Origin of the sequence: Arthrobacter sp. (assembly GCF_031988865.1) — a bacterium.
GTDB lineage: Bacteria > Actinomycetota > Actinomycetes > Actinomycetales > Micrococcaceae > Arthrobacter_B.
The window spans coordinates 35267-52093 of sequence record NZ_DALZXY010000014.1 but is presented as its reverse complement, the minus strand read 5'-3'; the positions used below and the strand labels follow the sequence as shown (position 1 = coordinate 52093).

Genomic DNA, 16827 nt, shown 5'->3' with positions numbered 1-16827 from the left:
GCCCCAGCCGGAGCGCTGGTTCAGGCGCGACTCGCTGCGCGCGAGCTCCTGCAGCTCGGGATTGACCTTGAACCGGTCCTTTATCCCGGCCGGACGTTCGGAGTCTTCGGCCGCCTCGTCGAAGGAGACATCGGTCGCGAAGAGATCAAGGATCTCCCGGCCGACCATCACATGCTGCCAGAGCGGGACCGGCCGGTGCTCGGTGACCACGACGTCGGTGTCGCCGCGGACGGTGTCCAGCCACGCACCAAATTCCTCAGCGTTGGAGACGGTGGCGCTGAGGGAGACCAGCTGCACGTCTGAGCGCAGGTGGATGATGACTTCCTCCCACACCGCTCCGCGGAACCGGTCCGCCAGATAGTGGACCTCGTCCATCACGACGTAACCAAGGTCGTCGAGGGTCTCGGAGTTCGAATAGAGCATGTTCCGCAGGACTTCGGTGGTCATCACCACAACCGGTGCGTCCGGGTTGATGCTGGTATCGCCCGTCAGCAGGCCAACATTTTCCGAGCCGTAGGAGGCGGACAGTTCAACGTACTTCTGGTTGCTCAGCGCCTTGATGGGAGTGGTGTAGAAGGCCTTCAAGCCGCGTTCCAGCGCCAGGTACACGGCGAATTCACCGACCACTGTCTTGCCGGCGCCGGTGGGAGCGGCAACCAGCACGCCCCGCCCGGCCTCCACGGCGCGGCAGGCTTCCAGCTGGAAGGGATCAAGGTCGAACCCGAGCGACTGCTCGAAGATTCCCAGGCGGGTCCGTGCGTGGCCGGTTCGTTCTTTGGCGGCAAGGTACCGCTCAGACGGGGAAGTCATATATCCAGCCTAGACGGTGTGGAGTGGTTGAACCGCCTCCCCTGTTTTGGCGCATCCTGTCCGCTCCCAGCCGGGAGCGGACAGGATGCGCGGCAGGCTACAGATCCTCCAGGCTTGACGCTTTATCAGCGCCAGCGCTAACCGCGGCCTCCCTCGCCGCGTTGCGCCGTGCCCGCCGGTGATCGTTGAGGAAGCACAGGCCCACGGCAACGGCAAAGAGCACCAGGAGCGGGGCAGCAAGGTAGAACATGCTCAGGGCATCTCCGCCGGGCGCAGCCATGGCTGCGAAGAGGCAGATGATGAAGACCGTGATACGCCAGTACTTCACGATGGTCTTGCCGGAGAGCAGGCCGAGAAGGTTCAGGCCCACCATCACCACCGGGATCAGGAACGCGATTCCGAACGCCAGCATAAGCCGCAGGACGAACTGCAGGTAGACCGAAGCCGTGATGACGTTTGCAGCCCCCTCCGGCGTGAAGTCGGTAAGGACACCCACGGCATTGGGCAGGATGAGCCACGCAAGCCAAACCCCGGCGAGGAAGAGCGGCACTGCGGCTGCCAGGAACCCCAGCGCAGCCCGGCGCTCCTTCGTCTTGAGACCCGGTGTGATGAACGCCCAGAGCTGGTAGAGCCAGACCGGACTGGAAATCAGGAGACCGATGAAGACCGAGACCTGGATCATCTGGTCGAAGGAGGTTGCCACGCCGTCGAAGTTGATCGTGGCGAGGCGGCCTTCCTGCTCCGACAACTCCCGGACGGGCCGGGTCAGTTCGTTGAAGACAGGCATGTAGAGGAAGAATCCGCCCACAGTGCCCAGCAGGACGGCGATTCCAGCCTTAAAGAGCCGGTTGCGGACTTCCCTCAGGTGCTCCTTGAGGGCCATCCGCCCTTCAGGGTTGGATTTGCGCCCTCTTGTCAGCGCCACTGCCGCTACGGGTTGTGAGGCGGATTACCGGTGCCGGAGCTGGTGCCCGACGGCGGTGTCTGTCCGGCGGCGGGCCCTTCGTTCCGGGGAGGAGACGCGGGTGTGGGGTTGTTGACCACTCGGCCTTCCACGGGATCTCCCTCGGCAGTGCCGGAAGGATTCTCGTCCTTCATCTGACGCACCTCGGACTTGAAAATCCGCAGGGACTGACCAACGCTGCGTGCCAGTCCAGGCAGCTTGGGTGCACCAAAGAGCAGGATCGCAATAACGATGATGATGACAATGTGCCAGCCTTCTAGCCGCATGCCGGTGTCCTTTCGTTTGAAGTCATTTTATGTCAGAGCCCGGGGATATCGCGCCACGCGCGCGGTTGTCCCCGCAGGTGCCGCCGTTCGACGCGGCGTTCGCGCCGGGCTTCCTTCCGTGCCGCCTTGCCGCCTTCGTACCGGAGCCGTGCGGCCTCCGGATCCTCGAAGATTGCCGGCAGGCCAGCCCCCGGATCCCCAGGGACCGCCGAAACCGCGGCGGGTGTGAAGGACAACCGGGACCCGGCAGCTTCGACTTCTTTCAGCACAGCCATGAACTGGCGGAAGAGCCGGTAGCCGATCAGCACATAGAAAAGGAGGGCCACCGCTGCAAGGGCTACCCAAATCAAAATCCACGACCACCAAGGCATATTTCCAGCATAGATGAGGTATGCAAGACTGCTGCGCCGGAACAGCTTTCGGCGGGTTGGGATTTAACCGGTGTCACTCGTAGTTCCCCAAAGCCGCGGTAAGCCATTCCGTGGTCTTAGCCCGCAGGTCCGCGGGTGCGGCTACGGCCGCGGAACCGCCCAACCGGGCGATGAATCCGGGGATCCAGCCCGTCGCGGGAGTCCGCAGGATGATCGCCTGCCCTCCGTCGGGCAGGGCGCTGCGCAGCTCCGCGTGATAGGCATCGGCCACCCAGCTGGCTTCGGATGTGAGGCGGATTGTGACGGATTCGTCGGTCTCCCCCGCGGTGAATAGGCTGGCGGGAAAGTGCTGGTCGGGTTCAGGGACACCGTCTGGAATCGGCCCGGCGTCTTCCCAGCTTAGAATCCGGTCCACCCGGAAGAAGCGCGGAGCCTCGGCCCGGTGGCACCACGCGTCCAGATACCAGGTGTCGTTCTCGGAGAAGATGCGGCGGGGATCGACCATGCGTTCGGAAACTTCGTCCCGGCTGGGGACAACGTACCGGATCGCCAGGCGCCGGCGGCCGACGCTGCGGCGCAGGTCTTCCAGGACGGTGGGCGAGGCCGCGGAGGGCACCAGGGTGGCTGCGAGGGTGCTCCCGGCGGAACCGGCAGTTCCGGCTGCTTCACTAAGTTTCGCGTGCGCGCTGCTGATTGCATCGGTCGGAGCAACCCCCGGCAGGGCGGCGAGAGTGTCAAGGCCCACGATCAGGGCGGCTGCTTCGTCCATGGCCAGGCGCACCGGCTGGGAAAGGTTGTCCGCGTTGTCGATGAAGATCTCTCCGGTCTCGAAGTTCACATCCATCAGGCCGTTGGGATAGTAGCGCGGACCGCTGACGAACAGCAGATTCAGGTCTGCTGCCAGCTGATCGCGGCTTATTCCGAATCTTTGGGCGGTTTCGTCCATGTCCGCGCCCTGGTTGGCCAGGATGTACGGCACGAGGTCCAGCAGCCGGCTTAGATGGTCCTGCGCACCGGCGGCCTCCGCCGAACGGCTTCGAGCGGCAGCCGGCGCCCGGTACGCGGGAACCGGCTCCTCCTGCGCCGCCAATGCCTGGGCCAGCAAGGTGCGGACAACGCTGCGGAGTTCACCCGGATAGATAGCTTCGGCAGCCGGCCCCAGGGCTGCTGTGTCCGCGGCCAGCGCATCGAAGTCAGTGACCCTGAAGTAAAGGCGGTCGCGGCCGGGCGCCGGATCGGGAAGTCCGGCAGGAACGGGAGGGACTGCCGCACCCGCATCGGCGGCACGCAGGCGCAGTTCCGCTCCGGCACCCGAACTAACATCCACGACGCCGGCCTGCGGGGCGAACACGGTGTCCAGCGAAGCCAGGGACGCGTGGATGTCGAACCCTGCGGGAACGGTGTAACTCCCCTTTCCGGTCTTCACCGGGGTGGTCATGCGCGAAAGGCGGAAGAAGCGCTCTGCCTGGCGGTCCACATCCCAGCCAACCACGTACCAGTGTCCGTAGCGTGATCCCATCCCCCAGGGCTGCAGCCGCCGGGTGCTTTCCGAACCTCCGCTGGCACGGTAACCGAAGCTGATGGGCAGCCGGTTGGACGCCGCCCGGAACACGGCCGTGAAATTGGGATCGGTGGTCCGGATCCCGGGCTGGACCGGGCTGGCCACCGTGTCTTCGGTGATGACGCCGCGGGCGCGCAGCTTGCGCAGCGCCCGGGCGGCAGCGGATCCGAGGGCCGCCTGTTCCCACATCTGGGCTGCCAGGGCCAGCACAGCGGACTCGGCACTGGTGAAGGCGACCTCCGGAAGGCGGTACTCCTCGCTGCGGATCCGGTACCGCTGCACGGAATTGTCCTGTTCGTAGAGCGCGTCATCGCTGTACGACTCCACCGGTATACCCTGCTCCCGCAGGAAAGCCTTGTCCCGGTCGAAGAGTTTTTCCCGGGCTTCCGGGGTGGCCGCTTCGGAGTAGAGCTCGATCTCGTCGAACAGCTCATGCTTAGTGAAGCCACGCCGGCTGGAAAGCAGGGCAATGACCAGGTTCAGCAGGCGTTCGGTTCGTTTCTCGGCAGGTTGCGGGCTCACACGGCTAATCTACCGCCCGCCTGCCGGCAAATGCGCAAAGGGCGGACCGCCAGCCGTGATGAGGCTGGCGGTCCGCCCTTTGGTGCGGTGGCGGTAAGTCCTAGCGGACGCCGAGCAGGTCCACCACGAAGATGAGCGACTCGCCGGGGGCGATGTCGGAACCTGCGCCGCGGTCGCCGTAGGCCAGGTGCGAGGGAATTTCGAGGCGGCGGCGGCCGCCGACCTTCATTCCCAGCAGGCCCTGGTCCCAGCCCTCGATTACCTGGCCGATTCCCACCTTGAAGTCCAGCGGTGCACCACGGTTCCAGGAAGCATCGAACTCTTCACCGGTGGAGAACGCCACGCCCACATAGTGGGTGGAGACGGTGTCCCCGGGCTTCGCCTCCGCGCCGTCACCGACGACGATGTCTTCGATGACTAGTTCGGTCGGGGCTTCGTGCCCCGGGAAATCGATTTCCGGCTTCTGGCGGTCGTATTCGCGCTTTCCGAATGACATGGAACTCCTTAGTTGTGGGACTGGCTGTTATCTTATCCGGCTTAGCCGGTTACTTGGCTTCGAGGATATCGACGACGAAGACCAGGGTTTCGTTCTGGAGCTCGTTGCCCTCGGCTGCGCCGTAGGCCGTGGCAGGCGGTGCGACGATCAGGACCTGGGAGCCGACCTTCTTGCCGGCGAGCCCGTCGGTCCAAGCGGAAATCACCTGGTTCAGGCCAAAGGAAGTGGCGCTTCCGCGCTCCCAGCTGGAGTCGAAGACACTTCCGTCGGACCACTTAACGCCGTGGTACTGCACGGTCACGGTGTCATCTGCTTCAACGACGGCACCGTCGCCGGCCTTGAGCTCCTGGGCAACCAGTTCCGTGGGCGCTTCGCCCTCCGGGATGGTGATGGTCGGCTTGCCGTCCTCGGCAAGGTCAACAGTCGGCTGGCCTTCGACCGGCTCGACGTCAGTGCCCCAGGCACGGGTCGGAACGTCGCGGGCATCCGTGAGGGTGAACACAATGAAGTTCGCTGCGGTGCCGGTCTGTTCGTTGCCGGGCACGAAGTAGGCGAAGTCCGAGCCGATAGGTGCGCCAACCAGGGCGCTGTACATCTGCTCGTTGCCCTGCTTGAGGGTTTCGTCCACGACGATGTCTTCGGCCGTTTCGGTGGTGTACGTCTCCTGGCCGGCTTCTCCGGTCTCCGGGTTGAGGACCACGAGACGGACGGACGCCGTCTGGCCATCGGAGAGTTCTTCGCCGTCGCCGTCGTTCACCCGGACCAGGGTCGGCTCATCGACGGTTAGCGGTGTGTCGAACTCGACGGTCGGGACGGCGCTGTCGCCGTTGGAAGTCACCTTCACTGAGGACAGCGGTTCGGAGTCGCTGCTGCCGGAGCACGCGGTCAGCAGCAGGAGGGCGGGCAGGAGCAGAGCTAGTACTTTTCGCACAGTACTTCTTTCAGTGGTGGGCAGATTCACTACCGCCGGAGGCAACGCGGCCGTGAGCCCCGCCAGCCTCAGGGCAGCAAGACCCACCCTAACGGGTGCACCTGAAAGGAGCCTAGAACACTGGTTTCGCATCTGTTCCTGGGATGAGTTCCTGCGGTGTCTCCCTAGAGCGTGGACAGCAGCGCTTCAACGCGCTCATCGACGGCTGCAAAGGGATCCTTGCAAAGCACGGTCTGCTGGGCGCGGTCGTTGAGCTTGAGATGGACCCAGTCCACGGTGAAGTCCCGGTTGGCTGCCTTGGCCCGGCGGACGAAGTCCCCGCGAAGCTTGGCGCGGGTGCTTTGCGGCGGAACGTCAACGGCTTCCTTGATCTCACGCTCATCCACCACGCGGGCAGTTTCTCCGCGGGACTGCAGCAGGTAGAAGAGGCCGCGGCGGCGGGAAATATCATGGTAGGTCAGATCGATCTGGGCCAGGCGGGGCGAGCTCATGTCCAGGCCCGCGCGCTCAGCGTAGCGGTCGACCAGCTTTTTCTTGATCGCCCAGTCGATCTCCGTGTCGATCCGCGAGGTATTGCCCGATTCCACGGCGTCCAGGGCCCGTTCCCAGAGGTCAAGGACCCGCGGAACGTGCCGGTTGTGGGCGCCGTTCGCCGTGACGAATTCCTGTACCCGTTCCAGGTAGATGTGCTGGAGTTCCAGGGCGCTCATGGTGGATCCGTTAGCGAGCTTCAGCGGTGCGGACCCGGTAGGGTCGTGCGAAATTTCACGGATGCTGCGGATCGGGTTCTCCAGCCGCAGGTCCCGCATGATCACCCCAGCCTCAATCATCCGGAGCATCAGGTCCACGGAACCGACCTTGAGCATGGATGTGGTCTCGGACATGTTGGAGTCGCCTGCGATCACGTGGAGCCGACGGTAGTGCTCGGCATCTGCGTGGGGCTCGTCCCGGGTGTTGATGATGGGCCGGGACCGGGTGGTGGCCGAGGAGACGCCTTCCCAGATATGATCGGCGCGCTGTGAGAATGCGTACAGGGCGCCGGACTGGGTCCGCAGGACCTTGCCCGCACCGACCAGCAGCTGCCGGGTGACCAGGAACGGAATCAGGATGTCGGCCAGGCGGGAGAACTCCAGCCGGCGCGGAATCAGGTAGTTTTCGTGGCTGCCGTAAGAGTTGCCGGCCGAGTCGGTGTTGTTTTTGAACAGGTAGACGCTGCCGTTGAAGCCCTCGGCTTTGAGCCGCTCTTCGGCTTCCTCCACCAAGTCGTCAAGGATGAGTTCCCCGGCCCGGTCATGGGCGATGAGCTGGGCCAAATCGTCGCATTCCGCGGTGGCGTATTCCGGATGGGACCCAACATCCAGGTACAGCCGGGAGCCATTGGTCAGGAAAACGTTGGAGGACCTCCCCCAGCTCACCACCTTCCGGAACAGGTACCGGGCAACTTCCTCCGGCGAGAGCGGGCGCGAATCGGGCCCGGAGTAGGCGATTCCGAATTCTGTTTCTATCCCGAAGATCCTGCGGTCCATCAGTCTCCCTCCGAGCTGGCCAGCAAGCGGTCCAGCTCCACGGTCCCAATTCTGCGGAAGGCACGGATGGTTCCCCGGGCGGACAGCGGGTCGCGGTCCAGCACGGCAACCTCCAGCAGGCCAGCCCCAAGGAGCTCGGCTTCCTGCCCGGGGCCGGTCGTGTCGCCGTTGGCGGCCGTGTCCGGCGCCCGCCGGGTTGCTGAGAGCGCCTTGACTGCGACGAGGATGGCCTCACGGAAGGAAGTATCCGGTGACCATGCGCGGGCGAGGGAGTCGTTGACGATCTCTGCCTGGCCGCCCATCACTACGTAGTTGCTTTCGTCAGCTATGGAACCGTCGAAAGTCAGGCGGTAGAGGTGGTCATCGAAGGGCTCGGCACCCACCTCAGCGACGGCCAGTTCCACTTCAAAGGGCTTGCCTTCGGTCGTGAACACCGAGCCGAGGCTTTGCGCATAGACGCTGGCCAGCCCCCTGGCCGAGACGTCCTCCCGGGCGTAGGAATAGCCGCGTACGTCGGCGTACCGGACGCCGGCCTGCCGCAGGCTCTCGAATTCGTTGTACTTGCCGACGGCAGCGAAGCCAATGCGGTCGTAGATTTCCCCGAGTTTGTGGAGGGACGGAGACGGGTTTTCCGCCACCAGGGCGATGCCCTCACGGCAGGTCAGCACAACGACGGAGCGTCCGCGGGCGATTCCCTTCCGGGCGAAATCGGCCCGGTCCTTCATTAGCTGTTCGGGCGATACGTAGAACTGCTGTGTCATGGCCTACGCCTCCAACCCGGCCGCGGAGCGGCGTGCCACGAGTTCCTCGGCGAGCTGGTGCAGCTCCCGTTCGGGGATTTCCCGCATTCCGGCGGAGTTGACCACGTAGACAACCGGCCACAGCTGCCGGACCAGGTCTGGTCCGCCGGTGGCGGAGTCGTCGTCGGCGGCATCGTAGAGGGATTCCACGGCAACAGAGACGGCTTCGTCCTCATCCAGTCCGGGACGCCACAGCTTCTTCAGCGCTCCCCGGGCAAAGACAGAGCCGGAGCCGACGCTGTGGTGCTCGTATTCCTCGTACCGGCCGCCGGTGACGTCAAAGGAAAACAGGCGGCCCAGTTGCTTATCGACGTCGTACCCGGCAAGGAGCGGGATGACCGCGAGTCCTTGGAGCGCCAGCGGCAGGTTCTGCCGCACCATGGCGGCGAGCCGGTTGGACTTGCCGTCCAGGCTCATCGCCGTGCCTTCGATTTTTTCGTAGTGTTCAAGTTCAACCTGGAACAGCCGGATCATGTCCAGGGCCAGGCCTGCGGTCCCCGCGATTCCGAGGACAGAGTAGCTGTCCGCCGGGAAGACCTTGCGGATGTGGCGGCTGGCGATCATGTTCCCCATGGTCGCGCGCCGGTCGCCGGCGACGAGCACGCCCCCGGCGTAGGTCAGGGAGACGATGGTGGTGGCCTGCGGTGCGGCCGCGGCGGCCGATCCTGCTGGTGCCGTTCCGAGGCGGCGTGCCGAGGGCAGCAGCTCCGGGTGGTGGCGGCTAAGGTGCTCGGTGAAGGACGAGCCCGCTGCCGCGGCCACGGCCTGTGCAGGATCTGTGTGCGTCATCCGTCACTGACCACCCTTCTGGATGAAACCCCTGACGAACTCCTCGGCATTGTTCTCCAACACGCCGTCAATCTCATCCAGCAGATCGTCCACGCCTTCGGTATCGGCTGTGGACTGCACCGACGGTTCAGCGGCGGGAGGCGGCGTCACCTCGTCGGTTTCTTCCACATCCTGCGGACGTGATCCGGTGTTTTTGCGATCCTGGGTTGCCATTCTGCTGCCCTTTCTTGCTGAGCGGATGTGTCCTACGTCCTATGGTGCCACGGTCGGTTCCGGACCGGTCAGGAGCCGGGTGACAAATTCCTCGGCATCGGCCGAAACGTCGAACAGCTCTCCGGTGAGTTCCTTCGTTCCGCGCAGCGGCTCGCGGGTCGGAACGCGCTGGAGCCTGCGCCGGGACGGCAGTTCGAAGATGATTGAGTCCCAGCTCGCGCCGATCACTTCGTCCGGGAACCGGGTGACGCAGCGGCCCCGGAAGTAGGCCCGGGTGTCTTCCGGCGGGTGCGTTACCGCTGCGGCGATTTCCGCATCCGTGAGGATGCGTTCCATCTGGCCGCGGGCGGCAAGCCGGTAGTAGAGCCCCTTCTCCGGCCGCATATCCGAGTACTGCAGGTCGATCAGGTTCAGGCGCGCATCATTCCAGGCCAGCCCGTCACGGTCGCGGTAGGCCTGCAGCAGTTTCAGTTTCGCCACCCAGTCGACTTGGGCGGAGGCGGCCATGGGATCCCGTTTGAGCGTTCCGACCACACTGGTCCAGCGGTTCAAAATGTCCTCAGTTGCGGCGTCTGCTCCCCCGCGGCCGCGGGCATGGGCTGCGGCCGCCTCCAGGTAGATCTCCTGCAGATCCAGCCCGGTGACCATCCGGCCGTCCTTCAGCTCGACCAGCTGGCCCAGGGAGGGGTCATGGCTGATTGCCTGAAGCGCTCCGACCGGATCACGCAGCTCCAGCACCGGTGCCGTTCCGTCTTCAATCATGGAGAGAACGGCCGACGCCGTGCCCACCTTCAGCAGTGCCGAGACCTCACTCAGGTTGGCGTCGCCGATGATCACGTGCAGGCGGCGGTACTTCTCCGCGACGGCGTGGGGCTCGTCCCGGGTGTTGATGATGGGCCGGCGGATGGTGGTTTCCAGCCCCACCTCAGTTTCAAAGAAGTCGGCCCGCTGGCTGAGCTGGTAGCCCTGGCGCTGGTTGCTGCTGCCGATCCCTACCCGCCCGGAACCGCAGATGACCTGGCGGGACACGAAGAAGGGGAGCAGTCCCGCCACCAGGCGCGTGAACGGCACTCCCCGCGGAACCAGATAGTTCTCGTGGGCGCCGTAGGAGACGCCCTTGTTATCGGTGTTGTTCTTGTAGAGGTGCACCGGAGCGAAACCGGGAGCGGCGGCGATGTGGCGCATCGCAGCCAGCACGACGGCGTCGCCCGCCTTGTCCCAGAGCACAGCGTCCCTGGGGTTGGTGACCTCGGGCGAGGAATACTCCGGATGGGCATGGTCGACGTAGAGCCGCGCCCCGTTGCCCAGGACCATGTTCATCAGCACCGCGTTGTCTTCGGTATCGCCGTACAGCGCCGACGGTCCCCCGCCTTCCATGGCAATCTGCTCGGCATCCATGACCGGGGGCGAGTCGGTGAGCTGGGTGGGGTCGGCGGCAGTCCGCGGAACCGTATACCCGCGGGCGTCGTTCAGCGGCGCCTCGTCCGTGTAGTCCCAGCGGGTCCCGGTGAGGTTGCCCATCCCAGCCCGTACCGTTGCGGCGTAGGCGTTGACGATCTGGCTGGAGAGCACGGTGGCATTGGCGTTGGGCAGGGCCGGAGCGAGCACGCCGTACTCGGTCTCCGTCCCCATCACCCTCCGGACGGTCACAGATACTGTCCGGGATTGGCCGCTGTCTCGATGGTCCGGCCGGGTTCCTGGCCGGCCTTGCCCTGGATGATCGTGCGGATGTAGGTGATGCGTTCGCCCTTCTTGCCGGAGATCCGTGCCCAGTCATCGGGGTTCGTGGTGTTGGGCATATCCTCGTGCTCGCGGAATTCGTCAACGACGGCGCGCATCATGTGCTCGATGCGCAGCCCGCGCTGGCGGAGCGTCAGGAAGTCCTTGATGGCGTACTTCTTCGCACGGTCGACCACGTTCTGGATCACGGCGCCGGAGTTGAAGTCCTTGAAATAGAGCATTTCCGTGTCCCCGTTGGCGTAGGTCACTTCGAGGTACTCGTTGGACTTGTCCTCGGCGTACATCTTCTCGACCGTCCGCCGGATCATTTCCCGGACAGTGGCCACCGGATCGTAGGCGTGTTCCGCCAGGTCGTCGCGGTGCAGCGGGAGGTTGGGGGTGAGGTACTTGGCGAAGATCTCCCCGGCTCCCTCGGAGTCGGGACGCATGATCTTGATCTTCACGTCGAGCCGGCCCGGGCGCAGGATGGCCGGGTCGATCATGTCCTCGCGGTTGGAGGCACCAATGACGATCACGTTCTCCAGCTTCTCTACGCCGTCGATCTCGCTGAGAAGCTGGGGAACAATCGTGGTTTCGACGTCGGAGGAAACGCCGGTGCCGCGGGTACGGAACAGCGAATCCATCTCGTCGAAGAACACCACCACGGGGCTGCCATCGGAGCCCTTCTCACGGGCCCGGGCGAAAATGAGCCGGATATGGCGTTCGGTTTCACCAACATACTTGTCCAGCAGCTCGGGTCCCTTGATGTTCAGGAAGTAGCTGCGCGTCCCCAGGGTGCCGGTCTGTTCCATCACGCGGGCAGCCAGGGAGTGGGCGACCGCCTTGGCGATCAGGGTCTTTCCGCAGCCGGGAGGACCGTAGAGCAGGATGCCCTTGGGCGCCTTCAAACCGTGTTCGCGGTAGAGGTCCGGATGCATAAACGGCAGCTCGACCGCATCCCGGATCTGTTCGATCTGCGGGCCCAGCCCGCCGATGTCGGAGTAGGAGATATCCGGGACTTCCTCCAGGACCAGGTTCTCGACTTCGCTGCGCGGGATCTTCTCCAGCGCGTAGCCGATCCGGGTGTCCACGGTCAGGGCGTCGCCGACCCTGACCTTCTCCTGGATCAGCGGCCCGTTGAGCCTGACCACGCGCTCGTCGTCGGCCCGGCCGACCACAAGGGCACGGTCTCCTTCCAGGAGTTCCTGGACCGTGAACAGTTCGCCGGCCTTTTCGAAGCCAAGGCCGGCGACTACGGTCAGCGATTCGTTCAGCAGGACTTCCTGCCCGGAGACGATCTGGCCAAGGTCCAGGAGCGGGCTCACCGCGACCCGGAGTTTGCGTCCGGATTGGATGATGTCCACGCTTTCCTGGACCGTGGCCGTGGTGCTCACGCCGGGCTCGGGCTCCTGCCGCCTGTTGACGGCGATCACGGTGCCAAAGCTGAACGGTGTGGCGCCCTCTTTTTCCAAGGCATCCTTCAGGCGGATGATCTCCGCCCGGGCGGTTTCCAGCATTGCCACAAGCCGCGCGTTGTTGTGCGTCAGGGACGCGAGCTGGCGGTCCACGTTGCGCAGCTTGTCCCGCAGGATATTGAGCTGCCGCGATTCCGCGCTGGCCGCCGTGCCGTACGGGTTGTCGGTACGCGTACCTTCAACCCCGGCTCCGCTGGTGTTCTCCGCTTCAACCATTGTCCGACCGCCTTCATTGCTCAGGGTCTCTTCGTTTGACGATAACGTAGTGACGCACGCAATGCACCGTGCCCGGAGTCTTGTGTTTTCGAGCTTTCTGGTTAGGGCATGGCTACTCGGCGCCGTGCTCGTCCTGGAACCGTTCGGCCTTCGCCAGGGCGCCGCGCTGGATAGTGGAACTGGCGTCCTTCGCGGCCCGGCGGAGCTTCTTGTCAGAGACTTCGCGCTCACCTACGGCTGCCGGAGTCCATGCGTTGAGGTCTTCCTGGCTGAAATCCGTTTTGGAGGCGCGCCGCTTGGCAACAAGCCCGGTTGCTCCTTCGGCCAGGCGCCGTGCGGAGAGCAGGAATCCGGTGTGCGCCACCATCCGGTGGTCCGGACGGACGGCCAGCCCCTCCAGATGCCAGCCGCGGACCATGGACTCCCAGCCCTCCGGCTCGGTGAAGCGTCCGTCGGCGCGGATGGCTTCCGCTGTCCGCGAAAGCTGGGTCACGGTGGCGACGTAGGAGATCCAGACGCCGCCCGGGGCCAGGACTGTCGCTACCGCATCGGTGCATTCCCATGGGGCGAGCATGTCCAGGACAACCCGGTCCACGCTGCCCGGTTCCTGGTTCTTCACCACTTCGTCCTGGAAATCGCCGAGGGTGATGTCCCAAGCGGGGTGTGGGCCGCCGAAGAAGGTCTCCACGTTGCCGCGGGCAATGTCAGCGAATTCTTCGCGGCGCTCGTAGGAGTGCAGCGAACCGCTGTCGCCGACAGCCCGCAGCAGGGAGATGCTCAGCGCACCGGAACCAACGCCGGCCTCGACTACGCGGGCGCCGGGGTAGATGTCCGCCATGGTGACAATCTGGCCGGCATCCTTCGGATACACCACGGCCGCGCCGCGCGGCATCGAGAGCACGAAGTCCGAGAGCAGGGGGCGCAGCACCTGGTACTGGTGGCCGGTGGTGTTGGCGACGATGGTGCCTTCGGAGACGCCGATGATGTTCTCGTGCGGGAGGTAGCCGCGGTGCGTGTGGAAGGCTCCGCCTTCGGTGAGCGTGATGGTGTTCCGGCGTCCCTTTTCATCGGTGAGCTGGACGCGCTCCCCGGGCCGAAGGGGGCCGCGGCGTATTTCTGCGCCGTGGGCAGCGGGAGAGGGGGGTGTACCCGGGTTGTTCATGTGTGGCTGTCCTTCGTATCGGGCGGTTCGGTTCGGGGCTGATTGGGGATCGGGGCAGCGGGGCTGCTTCGCATTGATGGTTGGTCAGCGGCGGGGCTTCGGCTGGCGGCCGGTGAGCGCGGCGACGACGGCGTCCTGGCGGAGCAGGCCGACCACCGTGCCTTCACCGTTGATGACGGCATATTCGCTGCCGGCCAGCTGCGACAGGTACTGGATGAGTTCCTGCCCGTTGGCGAGGTCGGGGATGTAGGCCCCGGCGGCCAGCGCACGGGCTACGGCGTTCACGGGAGTCTGGCCTGCCAGGTTAGGAGGCACCGAGAAAAGTGCGCCGGGGTCGACGACGGCTTCCGGCCGTCCGGTGGGGGCGGTCACCACGAGTGCGGTGCCCGGGCCGGAGGCTGCAGCGAGATGCTGGGCTTCGGCGACGGGTGACCCCGAGGGTATTTGCCGGGCCGGCTGCATCAGGCTGGCTGCCGAAACCTCCGGAAGCCGTAGCCGCAGGCGTGCGTTGGTAATGGAGGCGGAGGCTCCCATCCACAGGAAACCCGAGACCAAGGCGGTGATAACAACCAGGCTGAGCCCCGGGGTCTGGCCCTGGAGATACGGCGGGATGAACACGGCGGCAACCAGGGCAGCGGCAATAATCCGTCCGGCCCATCCGGCCGCGATCGTGCCCTTTTCCTGCACCCCCGTGACCTTCCAGACCACCGTCTCCACGATGCGTCCCCCGTCCAGTGGCAGGCCGGGGAGAACATTGAAAATGGCGACCAGAACGTTGGCCCACACGAAGATGTCCGTCAGCAGCCACCCCACAGTTCCAGGTTCGAAGAGTGGCAGGACGAGACGCCCGATGAGGGCCAGAATGAAGTTCGCGGCCGGCCCGGCAAGGGCTACGACGAGGGATTTGCCGGGAGTGGCATGCACATCGCCGAACTGGGTATGCCCGCCCCACAGCGTCAGGACGATCTTCGGCGTCGGCCATTTCCAGGCCTGCGCGGTGAGGGCATGGGCCAGTTCGTGGACCAGGACGGAAAGCAGGAGGAGCAGGGCATAGCCCAGGGCGACGGCATAGGCTCCGGGGCTGCCGAGTTCCGGGAGCGCCACTGCGACCTGGGGGCCAAAGAGCAAAACGATCGCCGCGGCGATCACGAACCAGGACCAGGCCAGGGTGACCGGTACTCCCCCGATGCGGCCCAGCGGAATGCCTTCGCTGCGTCCGGGCTCAGCCGTCCGGTCCGGTCCGTGCGTCACTTCCGGGCTCCGGAACGGGCCCCTGCCAAGGCCTGCAGGTCGCCGAGAGTGCGCCCGGCAAGGGTGTTCCATTCCAGCCGGTCCGCATCCGGCGGCAGCGGAATGAAGTGGGGTACGGCAAGGGCCGTAAGGCCGGCAGCATGGGCGGAGGTGTAGCCGGGGTAGGAATCTTCGATGGCGACGCATCGGGACTTGGAGAGCCCGGGTACCGTCCGCGCCAGCTCATCGAAGGCGAGCTGGTAGGGCTCGGGATGCGGTTTCCCTCGTTCAACCATGTCGCCGGTGACCAGGAACCGGAACGTTCCGTCCGGCAGGTGGGACGCGATAACCCGGGCCAGCACGCTGGTGGACATGGTGACCATCGCGCAGGGAATGCCGCTGGCCGCCAGTTCTTCCAGTAGTTCCCGTGCGCCGGGGCGCCAGGGGACGCTGGTCCGGACCCGTTCCGCGACCCGGTCAGTCAGGGTGGAGATCACGGCCTCCACGGGCAGGCCGACGCCGGCCTGCTGGAGCCGGTGCGCGGAGTAAGTCAGCGCCTGTCCTACCAGCTCCTCGGCTTCCTCGTCAGTCCACGTGCCGCCGTGGGCAGCAACGAGGTCCTTCTCAGCCTGGATCCAGTACGGCTCGGTATCAATGATCGTGCCGTCCATGTCCCAGAAAACGGCCTGCAGCAGGCTATCGGGGCCGCCGGACGGGAGGGGAGTTCCAGGGAGGGGCATACCGCAAGTCTACGTGCCTCCCGACAGGGTTCCTTGTCCTGGCCCGGGGGCTTGCTCAGCGGCTGGGACTGACACTGCGGTGCCGGGAGCATAAGGTGAATCTGTGAGTTATACCGATAAGACCCCTCCGTCGGGCCTGCTGGATTTCTTCGGCGGCGGCAATGGAGAGCGGGTCACCGTGATGCTGGCAGCATTCGAAGGCTGGAACGACGCCGGAGAAGCAGCCAGTGACGCCCTGAATTTCCTCTCCCTTTACTGGGACAGCGAGAAGATCGCCGGGATCGACGCCGACGAATATTACGACTTCCAGTTCACCCGCCCGGCGATTGAGCGGAACGCCTCGGGTAAACGCAGGATCAAGTGGCCGACGACGCGGATTTCCCGTGCCGAGGTGCCGGGCACCAACCTTGACCTGATTCTGGTTACCGGGGTCGAACCGTCCTACAAATGGCGTGCCTACACCGCTGAGGTCATCGGTTTGGCTAAGGAGCTGGACGTCGACTGCATCGTCCTCGCCGGAGCGCTGCTGGCCGATGTCCCGCATACCCGTCCCATTCCGGTGACTGTCACCTGTGAGGAAGAGGACCTGAGGGATCACCTCGGCGTCGAAGCCTCTCAGTATGAGGGGCCGATAGGCATCGTGGGTGTCCTGGCGGAAGTCGCCAGCCTCGCCGACATTCCCACCCTGTCGCTCTGGGCCGCAGTGCCGCACTATGTGGGGCAGCCGCCGTCGCCCAAGGCGCAGCTGGCGCTGCTTCACCGGATGGAAGAACTGCTGCAGGCCCCCATCGACACCGCAGTCCTCACCGAGGAGGCCGAGGCCTGGGAACGCGGCGTGGACGAACTTGCCACGGAGGACCCGGAGATCGCTGCCTACGTTCGCCAGCTCGAGGAAGCCAAGGACACGGCCGAGCTGCCCGAGGCCACCGGGGAATCGATTGCCCGCGAGTTTGAGCGCTACCTCAAGCGCCGGCGCCGGGACTAAACCGGCCGCAAGCAAAGGGGCCCGGTCCGGCGGAAATCAGTGATTTCCGCC

The 16827-nt window shown here is 65.2% G+C and carries 17 protein-coding genes; 1 reads left to right on the top strand and 16 read right to left on the bottom strand.

The annotated features are described in order from the left end of the window. From RTN46_RS04610 to RTN46_RS04535, 16 genes are all read right to left on the bottom strand, one after another. Positions 1–810: DEAD/DEAH box helicase (locus RTN46_RS04610; protein WP_312179384.1), on the bottom strand; the 810-nt coding region annotated here is incomplete at its 3' end. Between the two features lie 97 nt (positions 811–907). After that, positions 908–1693, bottom strand: coding sequence for a twin-arginine translocase subunit TatC (tatC, locus tag RTN46_RS04605; RefSeq protein WP_312179382.1), 786 nt, complete (start codon positions 1691–1693; stop codon positions 908–910). Between the two features lie 47 nt (positions 1694–1740). After that, positions 1741–2040: a Sec-independent protein translocase subunit TatA gene (gene tatA, locus RTN46_RS04600; protein ID WP_312179380.1), complete on the bottom strand. Its 300-nt coding sequence runs from the start codon at positions 2038–2040 to the stop codon at positions 1741–1743. A 32-nt stretch (positions 2041–2072) separates the two neighbouring features. After that, positions 2073–2411 carry a hypothetical protein gene (locus RTN46_RS04595; RefSeq protein WP_312179378.1) on the bottom strand — a complete coding sequence of 113 codons (339 nt, stop codon included), beginning with the start codon at positions 2409–2411 and terminating at the stop codon, positions 2073–2075. A 73-nt stretch (positions 2412–2484) separates the two neighbouring features. After that, on the bottom strand, positions 2485–4494 hold the full coding sequence (locus tag RTN46_RS04590) for a WYL domain-containing protein (RefSeq protein WP_312179377.1): 2010 nt from the start codon (positions 4492–4494) through the stop codon (positions 2485–2487). Positions 4495–4594: 100 nt separating this feature from the next. Further along, positions 4595–4990 (bottom strand): FKBP-type peptidyl-prolyl cis-trans isomerase, encoded by a 396-nt coding sequence (locus RTN46_RS04585; RefSeq protein ID WP_312179376.1) that lies wholly within the window; start codon positions 4988–4990, stop codon positions 4595–4597. A gap of 49 nt (positions 4991–5039) precedes the next feature. After that, positions 5040–5921, bottom strand: a complete 882-nt coding sequence (locus RTN46_RS04580) for an FKBP-type peptidyl-prolyl cis-trans isomerase (RefSeq protein ID WP_312179374.1) — start codon at positions 5919–5921, stop codon at positions 5040–5042. Positions 5922–6085: 164 nt separating this feature from the next. Beyond that, positions 6086–7447 (bottom strand): Pup--protein ligase, encoded by a 1362-nt coding sequence (gene pafA, locus RTN46_RS04575; RefSeq protein WP_312179372.1) that lies wholly within the window; start codon positions 7445–7447, stop codon positions 6086–6088. Next, positions 7447–8208, bottom strand: coding sequence for a proteasome subunit alpha (prcA, locus tag RTN46_RS04570; RefSeq protein ID WP_312179370.1), 762 nt, complete (start codon positions 8206–8208; stop codon positions 7447–7449). The genes pafA and prcA overlap by 1 nt, the downstream gene beginning before the upstream one ends. Before the next feature lie 3 nt (positions 8209–8211). Further along, a complete protein-coding gene (gene prcB / locus RTN46_RS04565) occupies positions 8212–9036 on the bottom strand; it encodes a proteasome subunit beta (protein ID WP_312179368.1) in 825 nt (274 codons plus the stop codon). 3 nt (positions 9037–9039) lie between these two features. Further along, positions 9040–9249, bottom strand: coding sequence for a ubiquitin-like protein Pup (locus RTN46_RS04560; protein ID WP_312179366.1), 210 nt, complete (start codon positions 9247–9249; stop codon positions 9040–9042). Positions 9250–9288: 39 nt separating this feature from the next. Continuing rightward, a complete protein-coding gene (gene dop / locus RTN46_RS04555) occupies positions 9289–10881 on the bottom strand; it encodes a depupylase/deamidase Dop (RefSeq protein ID WP_312179364.1) in 1593 nt (530 codons plus the stop codon). Positions 10882–10895: 14 nt separating this feature from the next. After that, positions 10896–12659, bottom strand: coding sequence for a proteasome ATPase (arc, locus tag RTN46_RS04550; RefSeq protein ID WP_396157318.1), 1764 nt, complete (start codon positions 12657–12659; stop codon positions 10896–10898). A gap of 112 nt (positions 12660–12771) precedes the next feature. Then, complete coding sequence (locus RTN46_RS04545) at positions 12772–13821, bottom strand: tRNA (adenine-N1)-methyltransferase (protein WP_312179362.1); 1050 nt, start codon at positions 13819–13821, stop codon at positions 12772–12774. A gap of 84 nt (positions 13822–13905) precedes the next feature. Beyond that, complete coding sequence (locus RTN46_RS04540; protein WP_312179360.1) at positions 13906–15072, bottom strand: site-2 protease family protein; 1167 nt, start codon at positions 15070–15072, stop codon at positions 13906–13908. After that, a complete protein-coding gene (locus RTN46_RS04535; RefSeq protein WP_312179359.1) occupies positions 15069–15791 on the bottom strand; it encodes an HAD family phosphatase in 723 nt (240 codons plus the stop codon). Before RTN46_RS04535 ends, RTN46_RS04540 begins: the two co-directional genes overlap by 4 nt. A gap of 103 nt (positions 15792–15894) precedes the next feature. Here RTN46_RS04535 and RTN46_RS04530 point away from each other — a divergent pair, with 103 nt between their 5' ends. Then, the gene (locus RTN46_RS04530) at positions 15895–16776 is read left to right on the top strand and encodes a PAC2 family protein (protein ID WP_312179357.1); all 882 of its coding nucleotides are present in this window, start codon (positions 15895–15897) and stop codon (positions 16774–16776) included. Positions 16777–16827: the final 51 nt, after the last annotated feature.

What these genes read in the sequence shown, in the direction of transcription:
- tatC (WP_312179382.1), bottom strand. Translation starts at nt 1,693, where the DNA reads ATGGCCCTCAAGGAGCACCTGAGGGAAGTCCGCAACCGGCTCTTTAAG.
- tatA (WP_312179380.1), bottom strand. Translation starts at nt 2,040, where the DNA reads ATGCGGCTAGAAGGCTGGCACATTGTCATCATCATCGTTATTGCGATC.
- RTN46_RS04595 (WP_312179378.1), bottom strand. Translation starts at nt 2,411, where the DNA reads ATGCCTTGGTGGTCGTGGATTTTGATTTGGGTAGCCCTTGCAGCGGTG.
- RTN46_RS04585 (WP_312179376.1), bottom strand. Translation starts at nt 4,990, where the DNA reads ATGTCATTCGGAAAGCGCGAATACGACCGCCAGAAGCCGGAAATCGAT.
- pafA (WP_312179372.1), bottom strand. Translation starts at nt 7,447, where the DNA reads ATGGACCGCAGGATCTTCGGGATAGAAACAGAATTCGGAATCGCCTAC.
- prcA (WP_312179370.1), bottom strand. Translation starts at nt 8,208, where the DNA reads ATGACACAGCAGTTCTACGTATCGCCCGAACAGCTAATGAAGGACCGG.
- prcB (WP_312179368.1), bottom strand. Translation starts at nt 9,036, where the DNA reads ATGACGCACACAGATCCTGCACAGGCCGTGGCCGCGGCAGCGGGCTCG.
- RTN46_RS04560 (WP_312179366.1), bottom strand. Translation starts at nt 9,249, where the DNA reads ATGGCAACCCAGGATCGCAAAAACACCGGATCACGTCCGCAGGATGTG.
- dop (WP_312179364.1), bottom strand. Translation starts at nt 10,881, where the DNA reads ATGGGGACGGAGACCGAGTACGGCGTGCTCGCTCCGGCCCTGCCCAAC.
- arc (WP_396157318.1), bottom strand. Translation starts at nt 12,659, where the DNA reads ATGGTTGAAGCGGAGAACACCAGCGGAGCCGGGGTTGAAGGTACGCGT.
- RTN46_RS04545 (WP_312179362.1), bottom strand. Translation starts at nt 13,821, where the DNA reads ATGAACAACCCGGGTACACCCCCCTCTCCCGCTGCCCACGGCGCAGAA.
- RTN46_RS04535 (WP_312179359.1), bottom strand. Translation starts at nt 15,791, where the DNA reads ATGCCCCTCCCTGGAACTCCCCTCCCGTCCGGCGGCCCCGATAGCCTG.